Origin of the sequence: Streptomyces sp. NBC_00258, assembly GCF_036182465.1 — a bacterium.
GTDB lineage: Bacteria > Actinomycetota > Actinomycetes > Streptomycetales > Streptomycetaceae > Streptomyces.
Map to the genome: position 1 here is coordinate 7,071,078 of NZ_CP108081.1, position 22,440 is coordinate 7,093,517.

The 22,440-nt window shown below is 69.9% G+C and carries 19 protein-coding genes; 9 read left to right on the plus strand and 10 right to left on the minus strand.

Annotated elements, in window-relative coordinates; all coding sequences use genetic code 11:
• Positions 1 to 34: 34 nt before the first annotated feature.
• On the minus strand, positions 35 to 1,363 hold the full coding sequence (locus OG718_RS31515) for a 3-oxoacyl-ACP reductase (RefSeq protein ID WP_328845777.1): 1,329 nt from the start codon (positions 1,361 to 1,363) through the stop codon (positions 35 to 37).
• An 85-nt stretch (positions 1,364 to 1,448) separates the two neighbouring features.
• On the opposite strand from OG718_RS31515, the gene OG718_RS31520 reads away from it, so the two are divergent.
• Both OG718_RS31520 and OG718_RS31525 read left to right on the plus strand, forming a co-directional pair.
• Entirely contained in the window at positions 1,449 to 2,813 is a 1,365-nt protein-coding gene (locus tag OG718_RS31520) for an acetyl-CoA C-acetyltransferase (RefSeq protein WP_328845778.1), read from the plus strand.
• A gap of 194 nt (positions 2,814 to 3,007) precedes the next feature.
• Positions 3,008 to 4,909, plus strand: a complete 1,902-nt coding sequence (locus tag OG718_RS31525) for an AMP-dependent synthetase/ligase (RefSeq protein WP_260695777.1) — start codon at positions 3,008 to 3,010, stop codon at positions 4,907 to 4,909.
• Between the two features lie 490 nt (positions 4,910 to 5,399).
• Here the strand turns inward: OG718_RS31525 and OG718_RS31530 are convergent, their stop codons facing one another.
• Complete coding sequence (locus OG718_RS31530) at positions 5,400 to 5,603, minus strand: cold-shock protein (protein WP_033319512.1); 204 nt, start codon at positions 5,601 to 5,603, stop codon at positions 5,400 to 5,402.
• Positions 5,604 to 5,958: 355 nt separating this feature from the next.
• Here OG718_RS31530 and OG718_RS31535 point away from each other — a divergent pair, with 355 nt between their 5' ends.
• Complete coding sequence (locus tag OG718_RS31535) at positions 5,959 to 6,840, plus strand: menaquinone biosynthetic enzyme MqnA/MqnD family protein (RefSeq protein ID WP_328845779.1); 882 nt, start codon at positions 5,959 to 5,961, stop codon at positions 6,838 to 6,840.
• A 123-nt stretch (positions 6,841 to 6,963) separates the two neighbouring features.
• On the plus strand, positions 6,964 to 8,739 hold the full coding sequence (locus tag OG718_RS31540) for a serine/threonine-protein kinase (protein WP_328845780.1): 1,776 nt from the start codon (positions 6,964 to 6,966) through the stop codon (positions 8,737 to 8,739).
• A 91-nt stretch (positions 8,740 to 8,830) separates the two neighbouring features.
• Here OG718_RS31540 and OG718_RS31545 read toward each other — a convergent pair whose 3' ends face one another.
• A complete protein-coding gene (locus tag OG718_RS31545; protein WP_328845781.1) occupies positions 8,831 to 13,429 on the minus strand; it encodes an FtsK/SpoIIIE domain-containing protein in 4,599 nt (1,532 codons plus the stop codon).
• 230 nt (positions 13,430 to 13,659) lie between these two features.
• Between OG718_RS31545 and OG718_RS31550 the strand changes: the two genes are divergently transcribed.
• From OG718_RS31550 to OG718_RS31570, 5 genes are all read left to right on the plus strand, one after another.
• Positions 13,660 to 13,965 (plus strand): WXG100 family type VII secretion target, encoded by a 306-nt coding sequence (locus OG718_RS31550; protein ID WP_079053446.1) that lies wholly within the window; start codon positions 13,660 to 13,662, stop codon positions 13,963 to 13,965.
• A 159-nt stretch (positions 13,966 to 14,124) separates the two neighbouring features.
• Positions 14,125 to 14,670, plus strand: a complete 546-nt coding sequence (locus OG718_RS31555) for a hypothetical protein (RefSeq protein ID WP_328845782.1) — start codon at positions 14,125 to 14,127, stop codon at positions 14,668 to 14,670.
• Between the two features lie 185 nt (positions 14,671 to 14,855).
• Positions 14,856 to 15,515, plus strand: coding sequence for a hypothetical protein (locus OG718_RS31560; protein ID WP_328845783.1), 660 nt, complete (start codon positions 14,856 to 14,858; stop codon positions 15,513 to 15,515).
• A gap of 38 nt (positions 15,516 to 15,553) precedes the next feature.
• On the plus strand, positions 15,554 to 16,561 hold the full coding sequence (locus OG718_RS31565; protein ID WP_328845784.1) for a hypothetical protein: 1,008 nt from the start codon (positions 15,554 to 15,556) through the stop codon (positions 16,559 to 16,561).
• Between the two features lie 151 nt (positions 16,562 to 16,712).
• A complete protein-coding gene (locus OG718_RS31570) occupies positions 16,713 to 17,327 on the plus strand; it encodes a hypothetical protein (protein WP_328845785.1) in 615 nt (204 codons plus the stop codon).
• On the opposite strand, the gene OG718_RS31575 is transcribed toward OG718_RS31570, so the two are convergent.
• The 7 genes from OG718_RS31575 to OG718_RS31605 form a co-directional block, all read right to left on the minus strand.
• On the minus strand, positions 17,310 to 17,918 hold the full coding sequence (locus OG718_RS31575) for a hypothetical protein (RefSeq protein ID WP_328845786.1): 609 nt from the start codon (positions 17,916 to 17,918) through the stop codon (positions 17,310 to 17,312). The genes OG718_RS31570 and OG718_RS31575 overlap by 18 nt on opposite strands.
• A gap of 6 nt (positions 17,919 to 17,924) precedes the next feature.
• The gene (locus OG718_RS31580; RefSeq protein WP_143643477.1) at positions 17,925 to 19,313 is read right to left on the minus strand and encodes a putative T7SS-secreted protein; all 1,389 of its coding nucleotides are present in this window, start codon (positions 19,311 to 19,313) and stop codon (positions 17,925 to 17,927) included.
• Positions 19,310 to 19,642, minus strand: coding sequence for a hypothetical protein (locus OG718_RS31585; RefSeq protein WP_143643478.1), 333 nt, complete (start codon positions 19,640 to 19,642; stop codon positions 19,310 to 19,312). Before OG718_RS31585 ends, OG718_RS31580 begins: the two co-directional genes overlap by 4 nt.
• Positions 19,639 to 20,361, minus strand: coding sequence for a hypothetical protein (locus OG718_RS31590; protein WP_328845787.1), 723 nt, complete (start codon positions 20,359 to 20,361; stop codon positions 19,639 to 19,641). Before OG718_RS31590 ends, OG718_RS31585 begins: the two co-directional genes overlap by 4 nt.
• Positions 20,362 to 20,443: 82 nt before the next feature.
• Entirely contained in the window at positions 20,444 to 21,052 is a 609-nt protein-coding gene (locus OG718_RS31595) for a hypothetical protein (protein WP_328845788.1), read from the minus strand.
• Positions 21,053 to 21,098: 46 nt separating this feature from the next.
• Complete coding sequence (locus OG718_RS31600) at positions 21,099 to 21,677, minus strand: hypothetical protein (RefSeq protein ID WP_223064999.1); 579 nt, start codon at positions 21,675 to 21,677, stop codon at positions 21,099 to 21,101.
• Positions 21,674 to 22,432 carry a hypothetical protein gene (locus OG718_RS31605; protein WP_328845789.1) on the minus strand — a complete coding sequence of 253 codons (759 nt, stop codon included), beginning with the start codon at positions 22,430 to 22,432 and terminating at the stop codon, positions 21,674 to 21,676. Before OG718_RS31605 ends, OG718_RS31600 begins: the two co-directional genes overlap by 4 nt.
• Positions 22,433 to 22,440: the final 8 nt, after the last annotated feature.

Consider the following 22,440-nt stretch of genomic DNA (forward strand, 5'->3'; position numbering starts at 1 on the left):
GCCCCAACGCACCCGCAGACAACAAACCAACCCCTCACGCCCCCAAAAGACTCTGTCCGCAAACCCGAACAACCTGCCCGTTCACAGCCCCCGCTCCAGGGCTCGCAAGCCAAGCCGTCGTCTCGGCGACATCAACCGGCAACCCGCCCTGCGCAAGCGAGTTCATCCGCCGCCCCGCCTCACGGATGAACAACGGCACGGCCGCAGTCATCTTCGTCTCGATGAACCCGGGCGCGACCGCGTTCACGGTCACCCCGTATTCCGAAAGCGCCCGGGGCGCGAGCGACCGAACAAGCCCCACGACCCCCGCCTTGGACGCGGCATAGTTCGTCTGCCCGGCATTCCCCGCGATCCCGGCGATGGACGCGGTGGCAACCACACGCCCGCCCGCTCGGAGCGCGCCACGGGACAGCAGCACATCGGTCGTGCGGAGCACACTCGCAAGGTTGACGTCGAGCACCGAACCCCACCGCTCCGCAGCCATGTTGACCAGCCTCCGGTCCCGCGTGATCCCCGCGTTGTGGACCAGTACGTCGAGCCGCCCGCCGGGCAACGCGTCCGCGATCCGCGCCCCCGCGTCCTCCGCCGTGATGTCGAGCGGCAGCGCGACCCCGCCGAGCCGCTCGGCGACGGAGGTGAGATCGCCGCCGGCGGCGGGCACGTCGAGGCACACCACCAGAGCCCCGTCCCGTGCCAGTGTCGCGGCGACGGCCTCACCGATCCCGCGGGCGGCCCCGGTGACGAGCGCGGTACGCCCGGCAAGGGGCTTCTCGGGATCCTCGGGCCCGGCCGGCCCACCGCCACCACGACCGGAGACGCCGTGGCCGCCGACCTCGATCACCTGCCCGCTGACATAGGCCGACCTGGGCGACAGCAGAAAACGCAACGTCGACTCGGCGGCCCCCGCCTCCAGGAGCCGTACGAGATTCACCGTCCGCCCGCGCCCGATCTCCTTGCCGAGGGAGCGTACGAACCCTTCGAGGGCCTGCTGGACGGCGGCCTGGTGGTGGTCGGCGGGGTCCAGGGGCGCGCCGAGCACCACGATCCGCCCGCTCTCGGCGACCGACCGTACGACGGGGTGGAGTGCCGCGTGCACCTCGGCCAGGGCGTCGACGTCACGGACACCGGTGGCGTCGAGGACGACGGCGACGGGTCTGTCGCCGCCGGAGCCCGGCCCCGACCGGGCCAGGACGGGCGCGAGGTCCAGCTCGGACTTGCCCGCGGTGAGATGCAGCAACTCCCCTTGGAGTACAGGCTGTTCGGCGCTCCAGCGCCGCAACCGCACCGGCTGCGGCAGCCCGAGCCGGCGGGTCAGGAACCGGCCGGGGGCGGTGCCGGTGAGACTCAGGTAGCGGTCGGCCATCGTCCAACTCCCAGCTCGGTCGTGTTCTTACTCTGGAGTAAGGTTACCCGAGGTAAGGCTACGTCACGGTGAGGAGCAGGTCGAGATGAGCCCCCTTGAACCCCTCCGGGAATCCATCCGGGAACCCCTCCGGGCGCCGCGGCCGCGGCGCGTCGCGGTCGTCGGCGGCACCCGTATCCCCTTCGCCCGCTCGGACGGCCCGTACGCGACCGCCTCGAACCAGGAGATGCTGACCGCGGCGGTCGACGGACTCGTCGAGCACGTCGGACGCCTCGGCCGCTTCGGTCTCGAAGAGCCGGGCGCGGTGGGGGAGTTGGTCGCCGGTGCCGTGCTCAAGCACAGCCGGGACTTCAACCTCGCGCGCGAGACGGTGCTCGGGTCGAGGCTGGACGCCCGCACCCCCGCGTACGACATCCAGCAGGCCTGCGGCACCGGCCTCCAGGCGATCGTCGCGGCGGCCAACAAGATCACCCTCGGCCAGACCGAGTCGGCGATCGCGGGCGGCGCGGACACGGCGAGCGACGCCCCGCTCGGCGTCAACGACCAGCTGCGGCGCATCCTGCTGGAGGTCCGGCGTGCGAAGTCGGCGGGCGCCCGGCTGAAGGCGCTGGCCCGGATCCGCCCCGGGCACCTCGTCCCGGACATCCCGCGCAACGCGGAGCCCCGTACGGGCCTCTCGATGGGCGAGCACGCTGCCGTCACGGCCCGCGTGTGGGGCGTGACCCGGGAGGCGCAGGACGAGTTGGCGGCCGCGAGCCATCAGCGGCTGGCGGCGGCGTACGAACGCGGCTTCTTCGAGGACCTGGTCGTGCCCTTCCGGGGGCTGGCCCGCGACCAGAACCTCCGGCCCGGCTCGACGGTCGGCAAACTCGCCTCCCTGAAGCCGGTGTTCGGGCTGAAGGACCTGGGCAATCCCGACAGCCCCGACAATCCGGCCCCGACCATGACCGCGGGGAACTCGACGCCCCTCACGGACGGCGCGGCGCTCGTGCTGCTCGCGAGCGAGGAGTGGGCGTCGGTGCGCGGACTGACGCCGCTCGCGTATCTGACGGCGTACGAGACGGCGGCCGTCGACTTCGTCAGGGGCGACGTGGCCGGTGGCGAGGACGGGTTGTTGATGGCGCCCGCGTACGCCGTGCCGCGCATGCTGGAGCGGGCCGGGCTCGGCCTGGACGACTTCGACTTCGTCGAGGTGCACGAGGCGTTCGCCTCACAGGTGCTGGCCACGCTGGCGGCCTGGGAGAAGCGGGGCCTCGGCACGGTCGACCGTGCCCGGCTGAACGTGGCGGGCTCGTCGCTCGCGACCGGTCACCCCTTCGCGGCCACCGGGGCGCGGATCGTGGCGACCCTCGCGAAACTGCTCGCCGAGCGGGACGCTCCCGGGCGCGGACTGATCTCGGTCTGCGCGGCGGGCGGACAGGGCGTCACGGCGATCCTCGAACGCCCGTGAGGGGCCGAAGGGCACGAACTCGACGGATCCGCGGGCAACGCCCTTGTTGCGTCGGTATGTTGGGCAAAAGATGAACAGGCGTCCGAACGTGCACGAACCTCTCACTCTTCCGCACAGAAGCGCCTCACTTTCCCAGGTGAACCCGCCACTTCACAGGTCCGTAATGGGGGTAGTGCAAGAGTTAGGAGCCGTCAGTGTCCCGCGATCCCTCCGACAACCCCGAGCTCGTCATCCCTGAACCCGAGGTCAGGCGACTCGACGGGGTCGTGCGTGAGGTCTCGGTGCCTCCGATGGTGTACGCCGTGACGCACGGCTCGCTCGCGGACATCCCCTTCGACAACGCGGAGGAGGCGCCCGACGACCCGGTGCTCAGCCGGAAGGGCGCGGACGGCCGCTGGACGGACGTCACGGCCGCCGAGTTCGCCGCCGAGGTGCTGGCGGTCGCCAAGGGGCTGATCGCGGAGGGGCTGCTGCCGGGCGACCGGCTCGCGATCATGGCGCGTACGACGTACGAGTGGACGCTGCTGGACTTCGCGGCCTGGGCCGCCGGACTCGTCACCGTCCCCGTCTACCCCACCTCTTCCGTCTTCCAGACCCGCTGGATCCTCCAGGACTCCGGCGCTGTGGCGATCGCCGTCGAGCATGTGGCGCAGGCCGCCGCGCTCGGCCCGGAGCGTGACCGGCTCCCCGACGTCCGCCACATGTGGATCTTCGAGAAGGGGCACACCGAGCGCCTCGCCGAGCTGGGGCGTGACGTGCCGGACCAGGAGGTCGCGGTACGCCGTGGCGTCCTCGGCCCCGACTCGCTCGCGACGATCATGTACACCTCGGGCACCACGGGCCGGCCCAAGGGCTGCGCGCTGACCCACGCCAACTTCTTCGCCGAGGTCGACAACGCCGTCCAACTGCTCCACCCGGTCTTCAAGTCCACCTTCAAGGACCCGGCGTCCACGCTCCTCTACCTGCCCCTCTCGCACGTCTTCGGCCGGATGGTCGCCATCGCCTGTATGCGCGCGCGGGTCCGCCTGGGGCACGCGCCGAGCATCCGTACGGAGGAGCTGCTGGCCGATCTCGCCGGCTTCAGCCCGACCTTCCTCCTGGCGATCCCGTACGTGCTGGAGAAGGTCTACAACACCGGCCGTGCGACCGCCGAGAAGATGGGCCGCGCCGCCTCCTTCGACCGGGCGGCCCGCGTGGCCCGCGGCTACGGCGAGGCGCTGGAGGCCCAGCAGCACGGCACGGGCTCAGGACCGGGTACGAAACTCAAGGCGGCCCGTGCCCTCTACGATCCGCTCGTCTACCGCCGTATCCGCGCGGCCCTCGGCGGGAAGGTCCGCCAGGTGGTCTGCGGCGGCTCCCCGCTCGGGCGCCGCCTCGCCTCCTTCTACGCCGGCGCGGGCATCCAGGTCTTCGAGGGCTACGGCCTGACGGAGTCGACGGCCGCCGCGACCCTCACCTACCCGCACCGGCCGCGGCTCGGCACGGTCGGCTGGCCGCTGCCCGGCACGCGCGTCCGGATCGCGCAGGACGGCGAGATCCTGCTCAGCGGGGAGCAGGTGTTCCGCGGCTACTGGGATCCGCAGGCGGGTGGTGTGGTGCCGGCCGACCAGGAGGGCTGGTTCGCCACCGGTGACCTCGGTGAACTGGACGACGACGGCTACCTCACCATCACCGGCCGCAAGAAGGACATCCTCATCACCACCAGCGGCAAGAACGTGGCCCCCGCGCCGCTGGAGGACTGGCTCCGTGCCCATCCCCTCATCAACCAGTGCGTGGTCGTCGGTGACAACCGCCCCTACATCACCGCCCTGTTGACCCTCGATGCCGAGGGCATGGCCCACTGGTGCCGGATGACCGCCAAGTCGGACGTCCCCGTCGCCACGCTGGTCACCGACCCCGATCTCCTGGCCGTCCTCCAGCGCGCCGTCGACGACGCCAACCGCCTCGTCTCCCGGGCCGAGTCGATCCGCCGCTTCACCGTCCTCCCCCTCAACTTCACGGAGACGGCGGGCCACTTGACCCCGACGATGAAGCTCCGCCGGGCCGTGGTGACGAGAGAGTTCGCCCGAGAAATCGACGAACTGTACGCGGAGTAGGCCCCCGGCCGGGTTTCCTCGCCCCCGCCGCCCCTACCCATTCCCGTCCCTGGGGGCCAGCCCCCGAACCCCCGCTCCTCAAACGCCGGAGGGGCTGAAGATTTCGCAGCCCGGGCCGACATTTCAGCCCGTCCGGCGTTTGAGGACGAGCGCGTCAGCCCGATGCGGGGGTCTGGGGGCGGAGCCCCAGGGACGGGACGGGCAGGGGCGGCGGGGGCGAGGAAGGCCGTCCCTGCTTGCGCTTCGTCTTCAGCAGCTGCTCCCGCAACCTCGCCTCCGTACCGGGCGAGGGCTGGGCCCCGGCGGACGCGGTCGAGGCGCGGGCGGCACTGAGCGCGTGAGCGGGCGTCGCCCAGTGCCTGAGAAGGCAGGAGGAGCCGTCCGGAAAGGCAGGAGCCCCCGCACCTGACGGTGTAGGGGCTCCTTGGGTACTTCTACTCGGTTCCGGATCAGAGTATTGGGCTCATGGAGCCAAGACTCGGCCGAAGGATCAGACGGGGGTGACGTTCTCCGCCTGCGGGCCCTTCGGACCCTGGGTCACGTCGAAGGTAACCGCCTGGTTCTCTTCGAGAGAGCGGAATCCGCTCGCGTTGATCGCGGAGTAGTGGACGAAGACGTCCGGGCCGCCGCCTTCCTGGGCGATGAAACCAAAGCCCTTTTCAGCGTTGAACCACTTCACGGTTCCGGTAGCCATAAGCCCTCCTTGGGCCCAAAGGGTTGCCCTGCTCCAGAACCTGCAAGGTGTAAACAAAAGCTTGTAAACAACTGCATTCGTCTGAAAACGACGAGAGCCCGCGGTCACATGCTCCGCAGGCTCTGTACTGCAAGGGAAACCAAACTGCAACTTGCGACGAGCGTACCCACGAGGGCAGCCGAAAGCAATAGAGGGCAAGATCACGTCACCCGGAAGTTTGGCGGGGTCGCCCGATGGGTTGACGTTGAGGTATCACTTGGCGTCACAGGGGTTGACAGGAGCGGGCTAGATCCTTTCGGAAACCACTCGGGACCCTGAAGCCTGCACCGTACCCCATGGGCGCTAGCCTCGCGATGTGGACAATTCTCCCGAGTCTCCCGAGGGGCGTCCCGGCGCCCGCCCGTCCAGGCCGCGCGTCGGCCACATCCAGTTCCTGAACTGCCTGCCCCTCTACTGGGGGCTCGCGAGAACGGGCACGCTGCTCGATTTCGAGCTCACCAAGGACACCCCGGAGAAGCTCAGCGAGCGGCTGGTGCGGGGCGAGCTCGACATCGGCCCCATCACCCTCGTCGAGTTCCTCAGGCACGCCGACGAACTGGTCGCCTTCCCCGACATCGCGGTCGGCTGCGACGGCCCGGTGATGTCCTGCGTACTCGTCTCCCAGGTCCCGCTGGACCAGCTGGACGGAGCCAGGGTCGCCCTCGGCTCGACCTCCCGTACGTCCGTACGTCTCGCGCAGCTCCTGCTGTCGGAGCGGTACGGCGTCCAGCCGTCCTACTACACGTGCCCGCCCGACCTCAGCCTGATGATGCAGGAGGCCGACGCGGCGGTCCTGATCGGTGACGCCGCCCTGCGCGCCAACCTCCTCGACGGCCCGCGCTACGGCCTCGCGGTGCACGACCTGGGCACGCTGTGGAAGGAGTGGACGGGCCTGCCGTTCGTCTTCGCGGTCTGGGCGGCCCGCCGGGACTACCTGGAGCGCGAGCCCGTCCTCACACGCCAGGTCCACGAGGCCTTCCTCGCCTCCCGGGACCTCTCGCTCGACGAGGTCGGCAAGGTCGCCGAGCAGGCGGCCCGCTGGGAGGCCTTCGACGAGAGCGTCCTGGAGCGCTACTTCACGACCCTCGACTTCCGCTTCGGGGGACCGCAGCTGGAAGCGGTCACCGAGTTCGCGCGGAGGGTGGGGTCGACGACCGGGTTCGCGGCGGACGTGAAGGTGGATCTGCTGCAGCCGTAAGGAAGGTCGCCCGCGTACGGCACGGCATTACCCTGCTGGACAGTGCGGCACGGCGGGATGGCGCGGCACGCACGGGGACGGGTAGGGAACGGGGTAGTGGAACACGGGGGAGGTGCGGGCACCATGCAACCGCTCGGAGTCGATGAACCCACCGTCGTGGGGCCCTACCGGCTGCTGGGCCGGCTCGGCTCGGGCGGGATGGGCCGTGTCTATCTGGGCCGCAGCGCGGGCGGCCGTACTGTCGCGGTCAAGATCGTGCACCCGCACTTCGCGCTCGACGAGGAGTTCCGGGCCCGGTTCCGCCGGGAGGTGGAGGCGGCGCGGCGGGTGGGCGGCGCGTACACGGCACCCGTTCTGGACGCCGGCCCGGACGCACCGGTCCCGTGGGTCGCCACGGCCTACGCCGCGGGACCGTCCCTCGCCGCCGCGGTCGCCGACTCGGGCCCGCTCCCGGAGCATTCCGTACGGGTCCTCGGCGCCGGACTCGCCGAGGCGCTGTCGGCGGTGCACGGCCTGGACCTCGTGCATCGCGACGTCAAGCCGTCGAACGTCCTGCTGACCCTCGACGGCCCCCTCCTCATCGACTTCGGCATCGCCCGCGCGACGGACGGCACGGCCTCCCTGACCTCGACCGGCGTCTCCGTCGGCTCGCCCGGCTACATGTCGCCCGAGCAGATCCTCGGCAAGGGGGTCACGGGCGCGGCGGACGTCTTCTCGCTGGGTGCGGTACTGGCGTACGCGGCGACGGGATCGTCCCCGTTCCCCGGCGACTCCTCGGCCGCGCTCCTCTACAAGGTGGTCCACGAGGAGCCCGAACTGGGCGCGCTGTCGGGCGACTTGAGGGACATCGTGGCCGACTGCCTCTCGAAGGACCCGGCCGCCCGCCCGTCCCCCTCCACTCTTGCTTCCCGCCTCGCCGCGGAGGGTGCGGCGCGGCTGGTGACTGCGGGATGGCTGCCGGGACCGCTGGTGGAACAGGTCAGCCGCAGCGCGGTCCAGATCCTGAACCTGGAGGCGGCGGACGTGACGCCGTCGGGGGTGGTGGGCTTCAGCAGCCCTTCGGTGGGGGACTCCGGCTCCAACGGACCGGCGGTGGCGGAAGGCCCCCGAGCGACGCCGGCCCCGGCCGACTCCGCACCGCCCGTCGGCGTGTTCGGCCCCCCGGACCCGTCGTACGCGCCCTACGCGCCGCACGCATCCCAGTCACCCCATGCACCCCCGTCCGGCCCCCCGACCCATGTTCCGGAACCACACGACGCGGCGGGCCCGGACACCTCCCCCGGCAAGGTGTCCGTCAGCGTGGCCGCGACCTCCGTACCGACCGCCAACGGCCGTGGCCGCAGGCTGAGTTGCACGGTGGCGCTCGCGGTGGCGGGAGCGCTGGCGGCGGTGATGGTCGGCGGGGTGTTCGTGCTCGACCTGCTGCCGGGCGGGGACAACGACAGCGACAGTGGCAGCGACGCGGGCGGACCCGCCAACTCCCAGCCCGCGGCCACCCCGAGCGCGTCTGCGCCGAGCGCCTCCGGCACGGGCGGCAGCGACCTCTCCGCGATCCCCAGCTCCTACCTCGGCACCTGGGAGGGCGACGGCTTCGCCCTCGACGGCAAGCTGCCCATGGGTACGTTCCGCGTCACCGTCAGCCAGGCCGAGGTGGGCGACCAGCTCGGCACCTTCCGCCAGACCGACCTCATCGGCGGCATCTGCGACACCGACCTCGTCCTCAAGAAGGTCACACCCAAGCAACTGATCGCCACCAGCATCTCCAAGCCGTCCACGACCTCCGAGTGCACGACGGGCCGCCACGAGGTCCGCCTGATCCCGGTGGGCGACGACCTCCGCTACGAGACGGACAACGCGGACGCGGGAGATCCGGTGGCCCGGATGTCGAAGGTCGAATGAGCCGCTGAGCGGCATGGCCGGCGGTGTCGGTGTGGGCGTCGGACCGGGCGTCGGCGGCCTCTGACCGCCGACGCCCGAACCCTCCGCGCCGCTACAGCGGCACGGTCACCGTGACCGGTTCCCCGTTGCCCAGGTGGAGCATTCCCTTGCCCGGGGTGATCGGGCCGCCGACCATGCTGCGGGTGGTGCGGATGCCGATCAGTTCGCCGGCGCCGGAGTCCTGGGGGGAGAGGAGGATGCCGCGGCGGCCCTTCTTGGCCTCGACCTGCCACCCGGAGAAGCCGCTGCAGACCTCTTCCTCGTCGCCGCCGATGACGAGCGCGAGGCCGCGGTCGGCGCCGCGCTGGACGAGACGCTTCAACTCGCGCTCGCAGTCCGCGTCCTCCAGGACCTCGCCGTCGTCGACGACGACCACGATGGGCTCCTCGGGGGACGCCGACTCGATCGCCTCGTTGAAGTCGTCGCTCTCGATGTCGTCGTCGGTGAAGACCTTCAGCACGCCGTCCTGGCCGTCGAGTTCACGGAGAGGCGACGGGCGCGGGGCCGCGATGACGAGGCGTACGCCCTGGAGGAGGTACGAGCGGGCGAGGTTCAGCAGTGCAGTGCTGCGGCCCGACTTCGCGGGGCCCGCGACGACGAACGTCGGTACGCCCTGCGAGAGGTCCGGGCCGAAGGCCATGATGTCGTCGCCGCCGATACCGGCCAGACCCCACAGCTTGGACTGCGCGACCGCCGGGTCCCGCATCTCCCAGGCGTCCGCGAAACCGATGCGGGAGGGCAGGGAGTCCACCCGGAACGGGCGCCGGGCGCGCGGGACTTCGGCGTCCCGGGCCGCGGCCGCCTCGCCGATCGTGGCGAGCGCCGCCGCCTGCCCCTGACCGGTCAGGTCGTCGGACAGCAGCGCGAACTGCGTCTCGATCGCCGACTCGTTCTTGAAGCCGCGCCCCGGCGGGATCTCCTCGGGCACCTTGCGCGCGTTGATGCCGAGCATCGAGAAGTCGGACTTGTCGGCGAGCCGCAGGCCGTACTTCTCCTCCGTGAGCGAGGCCATCCGGCCGAGCAGCACCTGCCGGTCACCCGTGACGACGAGGTGGATGCCGACGCTCGCGCCCTCGCGCATCATCGTCTGCAACTCGTCCGTCAGCTCACCGTGGTTGTACTCGCCGAGCGTCGGCAGCCAGCCCTCCCACCGGTCGAGCAGTACGACGATGTGCGGCAGCCGCTCCTCCTCGGTGACGGACGCCCGCTGTTCACCGATGTCGGCGAACCCCTTGTCGGACAACAGGTCCTGACGTCTCGTCAACTCGCCCTTGAGGCGCGTGACCAGTCGTACGGCCCGTTCCGTCTGGTTACGCGCGACGACGGCACCGCAGTGCGGCAGCCGCGTCAGCGCGTTGAGCGCGCCGTTGCCGCAGTCGATGCCGTACAGGTGCACGTCCGACGAGGAGTGCGTGCGGGCGATCGATCCGGCGAGGGTCCGCAGGATCTGCGAACGGCCGCTGCGCGGCGCACCGCCCACGATGAGGTGCCCGAAGGAGGAGAAGTCGACGACGACCGGGCGGCGGGCCTGGTCGGCGGGCAGGTCCTCGACGCCGAACGGGGCCGGCGGCAGCTTGCCCGCCGCGAGTGCGGCTCCCGCGGGCATCTCGACCTCGTCCAGCAGCAGTGTCTCGGAGAGCGCGGGCAGCCACGGGCTGTGCTGGGAGGGGATGCCGAGCGTCCCGTTGGCGTCGCGGATCGCGTCCACGAGCACCTTCAGGTCGGTGATCTCCTCCTCCTCGCGCGCCTCGGCCTTCGGCTTGACCAGCGCGGCACGGCCCAGGTCCTCCCAGGCCAGCGGCCCGGCCCAGGGCGCGAGCACCGTCGGGTCGGCGGCTCCGGGCCGCCGACCGCCGACACGTCCCGACTGGAACGGCACGAGCGAGGCGTGCCCGAGCCGGACGTACGCGCGGCCCGGCGTGCTCTTGGAGATGTGCCCGGCCTCGGGCGAGTCGATGACGTCGCTCGACTCGCCGCCGTCCGTCACGCGCAGCGCGATACGGAGGTTGGTGTTGGCCCGGATTTCGGGTGACACGACACCACTCGGCCGCTGGGTGGCGAGCAGCAGGTGGATCCCGAGCGAACGGCCTCGCTGGGCGATGTTGACCAGACCCGTCACGAAGTCGGGCAGGTCACGCACCATCGAGGCGAACTCGTCGATGACGATGAGGAGTCGGGGCAGCGGCCGGTTCGAGGGATCACGCCGTACGAGATCCTGGTAGTCCTCGATGTCCTTGGCGTCGGCGGCGGCCAGGATGTGCTCGCGCCGGTGCAGTTCGGCGCCGAGCGACTCCAGGGCCCGCTCGACGAGGTGGGCGTCGAGGTCGGTGACCATGCCGACGGTGTGCGGCAGGTTCACACAGTCCTTGAAGGCCGCGCCACCCTTGTAGTCGACCAGCACGAACGTCATGTTCTCGGGTGTGTTCGCCACGGCCAGCGCGGCCACGATGGTCTGCAGCAGCTCCGACTTGCCCGAACCGGTCGTACCGGCGATCAGACCGTGCGGCCCGTCCCGCCGGATGTCGATGCCGAACGCCCCGTCGTACGACTCACCGACGACCGCCATCGTCGACTGCCCGCCCATGCGCCAGCGGGCGGAGATCGCGTCGCTCGTCGGCGGCTCCAGCTGGAGCACGTCGAGCAGCCGGCTGGAGCCGGGCAGCGCCGAGTCCTCGGTCTCGCCGCTGATGTCGCGGATGGGGGAGAGGGACCGGGACAGACGGGCGCACCAGGCCGCCGACACGAAGTCGGGCCGTACGTTCTTGACCCGGGCCGTGCCCGTCTGCTCGACGCGCAGCCGCAGTTCGAGCGGCTTCTGCTCGCCCGTCTGCTGGTCGTCGGGCTCGGCGGTGTGCCAGGCCTGGAAGGAGGGGAAGCCGCTGCCCTGGGCGGCCGGTTCCCGGGACGCCGTGACCGAGGTGACGTGCTCCTCGGGCTTCGGTTCGGCGATGACGATGGCCTGGCACTCGCCGGGCAGGAACCGTTCCTCGGCGTCGAGGCAGATCGCGTACATGCTGACGCCCGGGCCTTCGCGCAGCAGCCGCACCACACCCGGCATGGACCGGAGCCGCCGAGAACCGTCCCAGATCACCACAATGTCCGGGTCGGTGAAGCTGGTCTGGCGCCCGTTCTCCTTGGCCGCCTTCTGGCGGGCGTCGAGGAGCTGGGTGAGTTCGCCGATGCGGGCGCCTACGGTCTCGGCGTCCGTACCGATCAGGACGTTGGCGTCCTGGGCGCCGGAGGGGCGCGAGTGCGGCAGCCAGCGGACCCAGTCCCAGGTGGTCTGGGCGCTGTTCTCGGTGAGGACGTAGAACTGCACGTCGAGCGGGCTGTGCAGCACGGCGCTCTGCGCGACGATCCAACGCCCGATGGACTGGGCAGAGTCGCCTGGGCCCGCGATCCCGACGACCCCGCGCTCGCGCAGCGGCAGCGTCACCGGGGCGTCCTGGATCTTCCAGGTGACCTCGCGCTTGTGGTCGTCCTGCTCGGGGTCGTCGAGCACGACCTCGGAGGGCAGCTGCCCCGTGCCGACGCGGAGGACGAGATGGTCGGCGTCGGTACGCCGCCGCTCCCACAGCCGCGTACGGGGCCCGGTGCTCATGGACAGCACGGTCGCGGGATCGGGCACGGCGAGCCGCCGGTCGAGCCGCTCGGCTATCAGGGCGTCCTGAGCGTCCTTCTCGATCCGCTCCTTGTGCTCCTTGTACTCCTTGACCTGCTTCGCATGGGACTTGCGCCCGTGCTTCTTGTCCATGAAGTAGTTGCCGAAGAGGATCAGCGGGCTCAGCAGAGCCATGATCAGGTAGTACCAGCGCCCGAAGATCATCACGGCGACGACCGCGCCGACCAGCGGGGTCAGGGCCATCAGCCAGGGCAGCGGGCGGGCCTCGAAGTCGCGCGGCGGGGCGGGCAGCTTGAACCGGGTCTGGCGCTCGGGCGGCTGGAGCCGGGGCGGCCGGTTGTAGTCGAGCCCGGCCCCGTCGTCGGACCACTTCAGGGCGGCGTTGGGCGGGGAATAGCGGTCGAGTTCGAGAAGGGTGTTGCCGACGGCGACCTGGGCGCCGAGGGGCCAGTCCTTGCCGTCGAGGGGCTCGCCGTCGAGGGTGACGCCGCCCTTGTCCTTGTCGTCCTTGTCATCCCTGTTGTTCCGGTCATCCCCGTGTGCGACGACCTGACAGGTTCCGTCCGTTGCAACTGACAACGTCAGCGCGCGGGAGGGAAGCTCGGGATCGTCGATCCGTACGTAGGAGGCGGGGCCGCTGCCGATGTCGTACCGCCCGATGCCGAGCCGGTGCACGGCGCCGGCGGCGGGCCCGCTCGCGACGCGCAGCTCGACCAGGCCGGTCGGCTCGCCGGGCAGGCAGCCGGCGGGGTCGTGCAGGCTGACGACGGCGCCTTCGCGCAGGGGTGAGGTGCCGATCGTGGAGGCCGGGTCGACGGGATGGCCGTCGACATAGGCGAGGGGCGCCCCGCCGCTGCCCGCCTGCTGTCCGTGCTGTCCGATGGGGATGATCTGTGCCCCGCCGCTGTAGCCGACGTGGGCGGCCAGCTCTTTCGCGATGTCCCCCACCGAGGACTCGGGATCCGCGTCGAGCACCACGTCGGCGTTGGCGCCGCCCAGTGGATCGACGACGGTCAGAGTCAGGCGCACGATCGTCCTCCCCGTTGACTGCACTCCTACTGCCCCGTGACGATATCCGCTCCACCCTTCCCACAGGCAACGGCGTATGTGCTGGTTCCCTGAAGGCTCTTGACGGATCCGGGGTGTGCGGCTGCAAGCGTCCTGCGTAAGCTGCAGACTCGGCGGACGATCGCATCATCCGCAACGGGAGCCACGGGGGTTGGCCCTGCGGCAAGTCGAGTTGTTATGGAGGACGCCACATGGCCGGCGGCAAAGACGCAGATATCACTTATGACGAGATGCACAAGGCGGCTACCAAGCTGACCGACGCCAAGGACAAGATCGACGAGAAGCTCGACGCCCTTGAGCGCTACATCCAGGGCCTCGTCAAGGACGGCTACACCACCCGCAAGGGCTCGCAGGCCTTCGAGGACTCCTTCACCGAGTTCAAGAAGGGCGCGAAGGACACGATCGAGGGCCTGACCGGCATGTCCAAGTTCCTGACCAGCGCCGCGAAGGCGTACCAGGACCTGGATGATGAGCTGGCCAAGGGCGTCAAGGGCTGAAACTGCCCTTTGGGGCGACCCGTCGCTTTTGGGCGGCTGGGGCCGCCCGGTGCAGGTCCGGTGCGGTGGGAGGCTTCGGCGTCCCACCGCACCGGGCTGTTCCGGGGCCCGCGTGACCGCGGCAGGTTCGGTACGGCAGGTTCGGTTCAGGGGGGTGCCATGAGTGGCGACGGCGGGCAGGGGTTCCGGGCGCGGGACGGTCTGGGTATCGCCGGAATGGTCATCGGCGCAGGTGCTGTGCTCCTCGTGGCTCTCGGGGCATGGAAATGGTTCGTCCGGAAGTCCGCCCCATGGGTGCTGGACTGGCCCGGCGGGCCATGGGCGGTAGGTGCCGTCTTCGGGCTGATCATGGTGGCGGGCTCCATCGGCGCCCTGCGGTTCTCGGCGGTCGACTCGGGCGCCTCGAAGCCGCGGCGCGCGGGCCGTGTGGCAGGCGTATCGATCTGCGGCGGGTCGGCGTTCGGGGCGTTCATGTACGTACTCGGAGCGTTGCCCGGCAAGAACTGCTCGTCGAGCGAACTCGGCTGTGAGTACATCCCCGGCTCGGGCAGTGCCCTCGTCTCCAGCGTGCTCACGGCGGCCGTCGTGGGATGGCTCGCCTTCCGTGTGAGCAGTGCCCGCGCCGAGGCGCAAGCCGCCCGGGAACGGGTCCGGATGAAGAAGCTGCGGAAGAAGGGCAAGGGGAAGAACCGGGCTGCCCGGTGACCGTGAGGCGTTGGCGTTCGGGAACCGGATGTCGACTGCTTCGCGTGTCTACCTGTGTCCCTCAGGTCTCTCGGATCCCTCAAGTCCGTTCCGGCACAAGGCACTTCATCACCGCCCAGCACTACTGAAGCTCACCAAAAGCGCACTTACCGGAAATATCGATCACTCAACCCTGGGATACGTACATGCTGACCACGCGACGGCGGACGGCCGTGGCCTGTCTCTTCGCTGCTGCCGCTCTTTCTCTCACCGGTTGCAGTAGTGATTCGGGCGATTCCGGGAACGACAAGATCGCGGGAGCGGGCGGGGACGGGGCGAGTTCTCCGACACCGTCGGCGTCCGCGTCCGCCGAGAAGGGGGCGCCGGACTTCGACCTGCCCTCGGACATCAACGTGGATGTCGAGAAGGAGTCGACCGGGGACGCGGCGAAGGACGCGATCGTGCGGGATGTGGCGTACGCGGCGCAGGCCCGTATCGAGGCCTTCGCCGAGGGGGACGGCCGGACCGCCAACATGAACCGCTACTTCGCGGCGAATGCCCTCGCCTACTGGGGCGATCGAGTGGCGACGGTCAAGAAGGACGGGCTGACCGTGACGGGCGACTACCGGTACTTCGACTTCGAGGTCACCGATGTCGCGAACGGCAAGAAGGCGGCGGCCCGTTACTGCGAGGACCAGAGCAAGGCGTACAACAAGGTGATCAAGACCGAGAAGGTGCAGCGCACCCAGCCGAGCGACAAGGACTTCGTCCTCTACACGCTCCAGGTCGAGAAGGACTCCCGCGGCGACTGGCAGGTGACGCAGCAGAACTGGAAGAAGGGGGACGCGTCGTGCGTGCAGGGATAGGTACGAGGATACGTACGAGTATCGGCACAGGGACGGGCGTGGTTCGTCCTGTTCTGCGGACGGCCGTGGCCGCGGGGCTGGTCATGGCGCTGGGGACGGGCTTCCCGGCGTACGCGGGTGAGACCACCGGCGGAGACCAGGGGACCACCGCGCCCGACCAGCCGAACCAGGACTCCGGCGCCGGATCCGGCAACGGCACCATCGGCGCCCACATCCGTATCGACCAGAGCAAGGCCGGTTCGGGCGGCCCCACCTCGACCACCACGTCCTCGAACGCGAACTGGAAGCCCCCGGTTTGCTGGTACGAGCCCATGTACACGTCCGAGGAGTACGAGGAGTTCATCAAGACCGCGTACGACGGGGCGCAGGAGCCCGCGGCGAGTTACGCCAGGAAGCGCGAGGAAGAGGGCTACCGCAAGGACGACAAGGGCCTGTGGTGGCAGGTGCAGTTCCGCAACGACGAGTACACCGACGCCTGCCCCGTCACCACGGACAACTGGGAGATCTGGGTCCCGCCGGCCGACCCGCAGCCCGATCCCAACAAGCTCACCCCCGAGACCCTCTCCGAACTCGCCTTCAACTCCACCAAGTTGCCCGCGCCGCCCGTCGAACTGAGCCCGCGCGCGGACCGGCTCATCGTGAACCTCGGTACGCGGGTGAAGTTCAAGGGCGACTTCGATCGCGTGTGGACGACCGCGAGCATCAACTACAAGGGCGTCCAGATGGCCGCGACCACCGTCGCGACCCCGGTCGCGCTCAAGGTCGAGGCCGGTACCGACGACGCCGACCCGCAGACCTGCACGTACGACCTCGCCAAGGGCAAGAACGGCTACGCGGTCGACAGCGAGGACGCGGGCTGCAACGTCACCTACCGTCGCTCGTCCGGCACGGGCACCTACCCCTTCAAGGCGTCGATCACCTGGAAGGTGACCTGGACCGACTCCGCCGACCCGGACGGCCCGCCGCAGCAGCCCGCTCTGCCGGACGGTCTGTCCACGTACGAGGAGAACGTCACGGTCAAGGAGATCCAGTCCGTGAACCGCTAGACGACTGGTTCCGGGCCGGTGCGGGCGCCGGTCGGCCGCGCGGGGCGGTTCCGTGTGGAGCCGCCCCCTCCGGTTCCGGCCCCCGTCCCACTCCTCGTGGCCGACCCCGCCAGCTATCCTCGTCCGGACCCCGCGAGGAATGGGAGAGTCCATGTCTGTTGGATCAGGGGCCGGGGAGTCCCGGGGGCAGAGTCCCGGGCGGTCGGCGGCAGGGAACATCGCGTTCGGTGTGGGGCTGCTGCTCGTCCTGGCGACCATGACGCTCGGTGCCTTCGAGGGCGTTGCCCTGACCATCGGCCTGGCCGACGACTCGTTCCTGTCGTCTGCGGTCCCTGATGACGGACGGAACGCCGTGGGCATCGGCGGCATCGGCATGGGTGGCCTGCTGGGTCTGATGCTGCCCCTGCTCCTCCTCGCGGCGGTCCGCGGGACCGACGAGAAGCCCAGGCTCGGACCGGGCGAGGCCCTGCTCAAGGGGCTCGCCATCGTGGTGTTCAGCGTCTACCTGGTTGTCGTCTCGCTGCTTGCCGCCCAGCTCGGCTGGATCCTTCCCAAGGGACCGACGACCCTGGTGAGCGTCTTCGTCGTCGGCTTCAGCTGGATGCCGCTGGCCTTCGTCCCGTGGGAACGGTTCGGACTGGGAGGCGTGGGCGGGCTGCTCCCCAGCTCCGGCGGCACCTCTGCCGACACCCCTGCCGGCACCTCTCCCGGCACTTCCCTCGGCACTTCTCTCGACAAGGACGGCGAGTCAGACAAGTCGGACTGAGTCCGCCAGCTCGTCGGCCATCTTTCCCAGCTCCTCGCCCAGCCCCGGAGCGCCCCAGAGAAGGCGGCACTCCAACGCGGTGGGGTGCTCGCGCGGCAGCACGTAATGCGCCACACCCTCCAGCACATTGCCGCTGTCGGCCTCGGGATCCGTGGGCTCCAGGCGGTGCACCCGCAGCGCGGCACCCAGCGGCAGCTCCACCTCCGTGATCTCCGGCGGACGGAAGAACGGCCCCTCGGCGGCCTCGGCCTCCGCGCGCAGCACATCCAGGCGCAGCGACTCGGCCGGGACGCCCCCCAGTTCCCGTACGCAGTAGAACGCGGCCACGCCACCGCCCTGAGGCGCGAGGACCGCCGCGCAGAGCGCCTTCTGCCGGGCGGCGACGGCCCAGTACCAGAGCACGTCCCCGGCGAACGCCTCGCGCCAGTCGGCGGGGGTGTCGTCGGCCGAGAAGTGCTCGTCGGCCGCCGCCCGCGCCCACTCCTCGGGCCGCTCGGCGGTGAGGTCGAGTACGAGCCAGTTGTGCGGGGCGGTCAGTGTGACGCGGCACTCGTGCCAGTCGGCGGCCGCGGCCGTCTCCGGGGTGTTCATCGGCGGCTACCTCCCCGCCAGCGAGGCGTCGGGGCCGGTCACGTCGATGTCGTTGCTGTCGAAGAGCCCGATGAAGCTGTTGGTGTCCGAGGTCGCCCCGGTACCGGTCGCCCCGAGCGCCCACGAGTTGTACGACATGGCCTGCTTGAAGGCGTCGGGCGTGCCGATGAAGCTCAGGTCCGTCGGATCGATGTTCTTGATCCGGGAGAGTTCGTCGACCATTCCGGGGCCCACGTACATGCTCGCGAGGCCGCGCGCACCACCGGCGCGGTAGGCGTCCCGTACCGCCGAGACGTTGTCGCCGACCTTGAACAGGTCACTCCAGTTGCTCCGGATCGTGCCCAGGTCGTCGACGAAGGAGGTGCCAAGACCCCTGAACACGCCTCCCAGGCCCACGCGGGGCGCGGCGGCCGCTCCGGTCGCCCCGGCGCGCGCACCGACCATCTCGATGACCAGCGCGCGCCGCGCGGCCGAGCTCATGGCCGGATTCCACGCGCGTACGTACTGGGCCGCCGCGGTCCAGACGCGGCTGCGGCCGGCCGTGGCGGCGAGCTTGGCACCGGCGGAGAAGACCCGTCCGATACCGAAGGTCGCAAGGCCCAGTACGTCCATGGCGACGTCTCCCCACGACCCGTCGCCGTTGATGGCGAGGAGCAGATGGCAGACGAGCGAGATGGCGGTGGCGATCAGCGCGATGGTGCCGAGGACACCGGCGATCGCCTGCCCGATGATCGGGATCCAGCCGACAAGGAGCGCCACCACCCCGCAGACGGCGGCGACGGCTCCCGCGATGTCGGCGACGATGTTCAGGGTGTCCCGGAGCTCGTCCAGCCAGGAGTCGTTGAGGTCGTCGCCCTCGGTGATCTCGTGGATGCGCTTGGCGGCGGAGTTGCCCGCCGTGTTGTGCCGGCCCTTGAGCGTGGCGAGTTTGCCGCGCAGGTCGTCCAGGTCGCCCTGCAGATTCGTCACCGCGGTGTCGAGCGTCTTCTGCCCGGCCTTGTCGGTCTCCTCGGGCGGGTTGTCGGCCTTCGACTTCGCGGTCGTGAGATCGCCGCTCTTCGTCTCGGCCTGCTTCAGCAGCCCGTCCGCCTCGCCCTGGATCGTCGAGAGCTCGGTGTGGTACTCCTTCAGCGCGGCGCCGGCCTCCTCGTAGCGGCCGTGCGCCTTGCTCACGGTCTTCGCGGTGTCGTCGGCCTTCTCGGCGAACTCCCGGCCCGCCTTGGAGTCCCAGCTCTTCTGGTCGCCGAGCCTGCGCAGCGCGGCGGCGGCGTCCGAGATGGTCTTCGCGGTGGCGGTGAAACGCTTGGCGAGCGCCGTGAGGTCGTACACGTCACCCGGTACGGGATCCTCGCTCTCGCCCAGCACCTCCCAGCGGTGGTCGGCGGGGCGCGTCACTTCTGGTCCTTGCCGGTCTTGCTCTTGCCGTTCTTGTCCTGGCCGACGAGCGCCTTGTAGAGCTCGTCGTCGATCTGGGTGTACGCCTCGCCGGCCGTCTTGGCGACCTCGCCCAGGCCCTTGATCTCCTCGATCATCTTCTCGCGGTTGTCGTTCCAGCCGTCGGAGAACTCCTGCAGCCTCTCCTGCAGAAGCTTGTGCCCGACCGTCCGCCGGTCGTACGCGTCCAGGAGCTTGTCGAGCCCCTCGAACTCCGTGGCCACCGTCCGCAGACCCACCCCGGCCGTGTGCAGATCCTCGGTGGAGACCCTGAGTCGCCCCTCCGTCATGCCTGTTGCCCCCGTGGTTCCTGAGTTGCCTGAGCTGTCTCTGCTGCTTGAGTCGCTTGAGCTGCCTGAGTCGCCTGAGCCGCTTGGGTCGGCTGAGCCGTTTTCTGCCAGCGCAGGGTACCGGCGACCGCGTCGAAGAGCTCCACCATCGAGTCCGCGATGGGCTCCAGCGGGGTGCTGAACGTCAGCATCAGCACTTCGTCGCGATCCGGAACGGGCACGAAGTACTCCACGATGGTGTCCGCGAACTCGGTGCCCAGCCGCCGGGACTCCCGGGTCCGCTCCGACCGTCGCCGACGGGCAGCCCGCCCGGCGGCCGGCAGCCGTACGGGAGCGGTCTCGCCCTTGCCCCTGAGCGCCGAGACGGCGTCGAGGGTGTCGAACCGCTGGTGGATGCGGGAGATCAGGAGGGACGCGGAGAGAGGGATACCGGCCGCTTCCAGGAACGACAGGTAGAGCACCACTCCGCCCTGCTCGACACCCGCCTCGGCGGCCCCCAGCAACTGTTCCTCCGCCTGACGGCGAAGCACCGGCTGGTCGTCCACACCTGCGAACTGCCTCTTGATCAGGGCACTCACGGACGCTTCACGCCGCTCCTCGGGAAGAAGCGGAATGCGAAACCAGTCCTCGGGCGTGATCAGGCCGAAGACGTTCTCACCATCGGTCCTGCCATCGGTCCTGCCATCGGCGGTCCGGTCGGCCGGCGCGGTCTGTCGCATGTCGCCCGACGCTAGCTGTGGGGGGCGGGTTTTCGCCACTGCGAAGTTCTCCGCGAGAAGCAACAAGAGGCAGCAAACAGAGTCAATTCGGTTCGGGCGCACCGGCGTCACCGGCCGGCGAAGTCCGCTTGTGGCGTGCCACGGCCAAGGCGATCAGCAGCGCGGCCGTGGCGATGGTGGACACCAGGCCGACCGCCCACAGCCAGGGGTAGTTGCTGAAGACCCAGCTGGGGGAGCTGTCCGGACCGCGGCCCCACTTGCCGGTGTTCTGGGCGTTGTAGATCAGCGACACGAGCTGGAGCATCGCCACTCCGCACATGACGGCCAGCAGCGTGCAGCCGAACGAGCGTGCCTTGTGAGCCTTCCAGGATTTCCAGTCCGTACGGGATGCGGACAGGACGAAGAGCGTCGCCACGCACGGCACCAGCGCTCCCAGGAACACAGCGAAGCCGTACGCGCCGCCCGGCCATGTGTCGGCCGACCATTCCCAGGTTTCGTCGCCCCAGAACATGTCCGAAAGGGCGAGGAGGACGAAGACGGCTGAAAGGGAGATGAAGACGAGACAGCCGAACGCCTTGTCGCCCTTACCGGAACCCTTGCCCTTGCTCTCCGAGCGTTTGCCGGGCCGGTGCTCATACCGCAGCGAAGGTGCGGCCGCCCTCCGCCGTTTTGGCCTGGCTGACCCTGCCATGTTCTTGTCCCCCAAGGTGTTCCGGTCCGCGCCTCCGCGGAGTTCGTCAGGCGAGCCAGATGCTTTTTGCGAAGTCGTCGATGGCGTCGAGAGAGGCTTCGAGGAGTTCGGGGTCGTCGTAGTGGCCCTTGAGCACCAGGTCGATGTCGCGGGCCTCGTCGTTCCAGGCGTACGCGACGGACATGATCGGGCCGCCGTCGGGGCGGGTCCAACTGCGTACGTTGCGCAGGCCCTCGCCGAAGTGGGGCGAGACGAAGGGGACCGTGTCCACGTGCCGACTCGCGGCGGCGGCCGCGGGGTCGGGTTCGACCAGCTTGCTCAGGTGCAGGGGGCTGTGTTCCTCGTCGCAGGCGAACTGCTTGGTGAAGAGGACCAGCGGCGACACCTGCGGTGGCATCGGGCCGAAGAGGAACGCCTGGTCGGCCTCGACGCGGTCGCGCAGCATGGCGGCCGAACTCTCCAGGAACTTCTTCGTCTGCCGCTTCTCACGCCAGGTGAGCTTGCGCCGGTGGACCAGAGCACTTGCCTTGAGCTGCAGATCCATCCACTGCGCGAATTCCGCCCCGCTGCCACGCAGGGGCATGTGAAACCACACGGCTGGGTCGGAATCGGTCTCGACGATCAACGTGCTTGGTCCTTCTCCGCGCCTTCCGCGCCTTCCGCGCCTTCCGCACTCTCCGTCGGATCCGTGAAGGACACCGTCTGGAGGACCGCCACCATCAGGTCGCAGAACTCGGCCCAGTAGTCCATCGACGCCGTGTGGAGCGTGAAGACCGCGGTGAACGGGCCGGTGGGGAAGGGGACATGGACCTGGATCTGCCCGGTGAGCAGATCAACCTGTTCACCGGTCTCCGTCAGCTCCGGCCGGATTTTGTACTCGCGCATGGTCACGCAGGACACAGCAGGCCCGCACGGCAGGTCCAGCCACCGGGCGTCGTTGTACTCGTCGCCGGAGAGGATCGCGAGGATGCCCTGGGCCACGACATCGGTGTCGGCGTCGTCCTGGTCCGTCGGCACGGCTGCCACGGTGAGGGCGCACTGGGCGACGCCGTCGGCTCCTTCGTGCCGGACGGTTTCCCCGTCCCGCTCCTCGCTTTCGCCGGCAGTGGAGAACAGCCCCACGGCCGAATAGGAGACCCCGGTGCCCGTCATCATCTCGGCCATCGCCGCGTAGTACGGGGCGGCCGGCTCCCATATGTTCTCGTCACCGCGGGAGTAGAGCTCTCGTACGAAGGACTGGGAGAGCTCGGCTCTTTCCTCGGGAGTGGCGGCGAGAGGGAGGGCGAAGAAGCCTTCGGGGGCCAGGAACCAGATGGGTGGGGGTTCTTGGGAGGCGGGGGCGGTGGGAAGGGGGCTCGTGGTCTCGGTGGGGGGAGTCATGAAGGGCT

Bases quoted from the DNA above. Each gene is read 5' to 3' on its own strand.
- OG718_RS31515 (WP_328845777.1), bottom strand. From the start codon at position 1,363: ATGGCCGACCGCTACCTGAGTCTCACCGGCACCGCCCCCGGCCGGTTC.
- OG718_RS31520 (WP_328845778.1), top strand. From the start codon at position 1,449: ATGAGCCCCCTTGAACCCCTCCGGGAATCCATCCGGGAACCCCTCCGG.
- OG718_RS31530 (WP_033319512.1), bottom strand. From the start codon at position 5,603: ATGGCTACCGGAACCGTGAAGTGGTTCAACGCTGAAAAGGGCTTTGGT.
- OG718_RS31540 (WP_328845780.1), top strand. From the start codon at position 6,964: ATGCAACCGCTCGGAGTCGATGAACCCACCGTCGTGGGGCCCTACCGG.
- OG718_RS31550 (WP_079053446.1), top strand. From the start codon at position 13,660: ATGGCCGGCGGCAAAGACGCAGATATCACTTATGACGAGATGCACAAG.
- OG718_RS31555 (WP_328845782.1), top strand. From the start codon at position 14,125: ATGAGTGGCGACGGCGGGCAGGGGTTCCGGGCGCGGGACGGTCTGGGT.
- OG718_RS31560 (WP_328845783.1), top strand. From the start codon at position 14,856: ATGCTGACCACGCGACGGCGGACGGCCGTGGCCTGTCTCTTCGCTGCT.
- OG718_RS31570 (WP_328845785.1), top strand. From the start codon at position 16,713: ATGTCTGTTGGATCAGGGGCCGGGGAGTCCCGGGGGCAGAGTCCCGGG.
- OG718_RS31575 (WP_328845786.1), bottom strand. From the start codon at position 17,918: ATGAACACCCCGGAGACGGCCGCGGCCGCCGACTGGCACGAGTGCCGC.
- OG718_RS31585 (WP_143643478.1), bottom strand. From the start codon at position 19,642: ATGACGGAGGGGCGACTCAGGGTCTCCACCGAGGATCTGCACACGGCC.
- OG718_RS31590 (WP_328845787.1), bottom strand. From the start codon at position 20,361: ATGCGACAGACCGCGCCGGCCGACCGGACCGCCGATGGCAGGACCGAT.
- OG718_RS31595 (WP_328845788.1), bottom strand. From the start codon at position 21,052: ATGGCAGGGTCAGCCAGGCCAAAACGGCGGAGGGCGGCCGCACCTTCG.
- OG718_RS31605 (WP_328845789.1), bottom strand. From the start codon at position 22,432: ATGACTCCCCCCACCGAGACCACGAGCCCCCTTCCCACCGCCCCCGCC.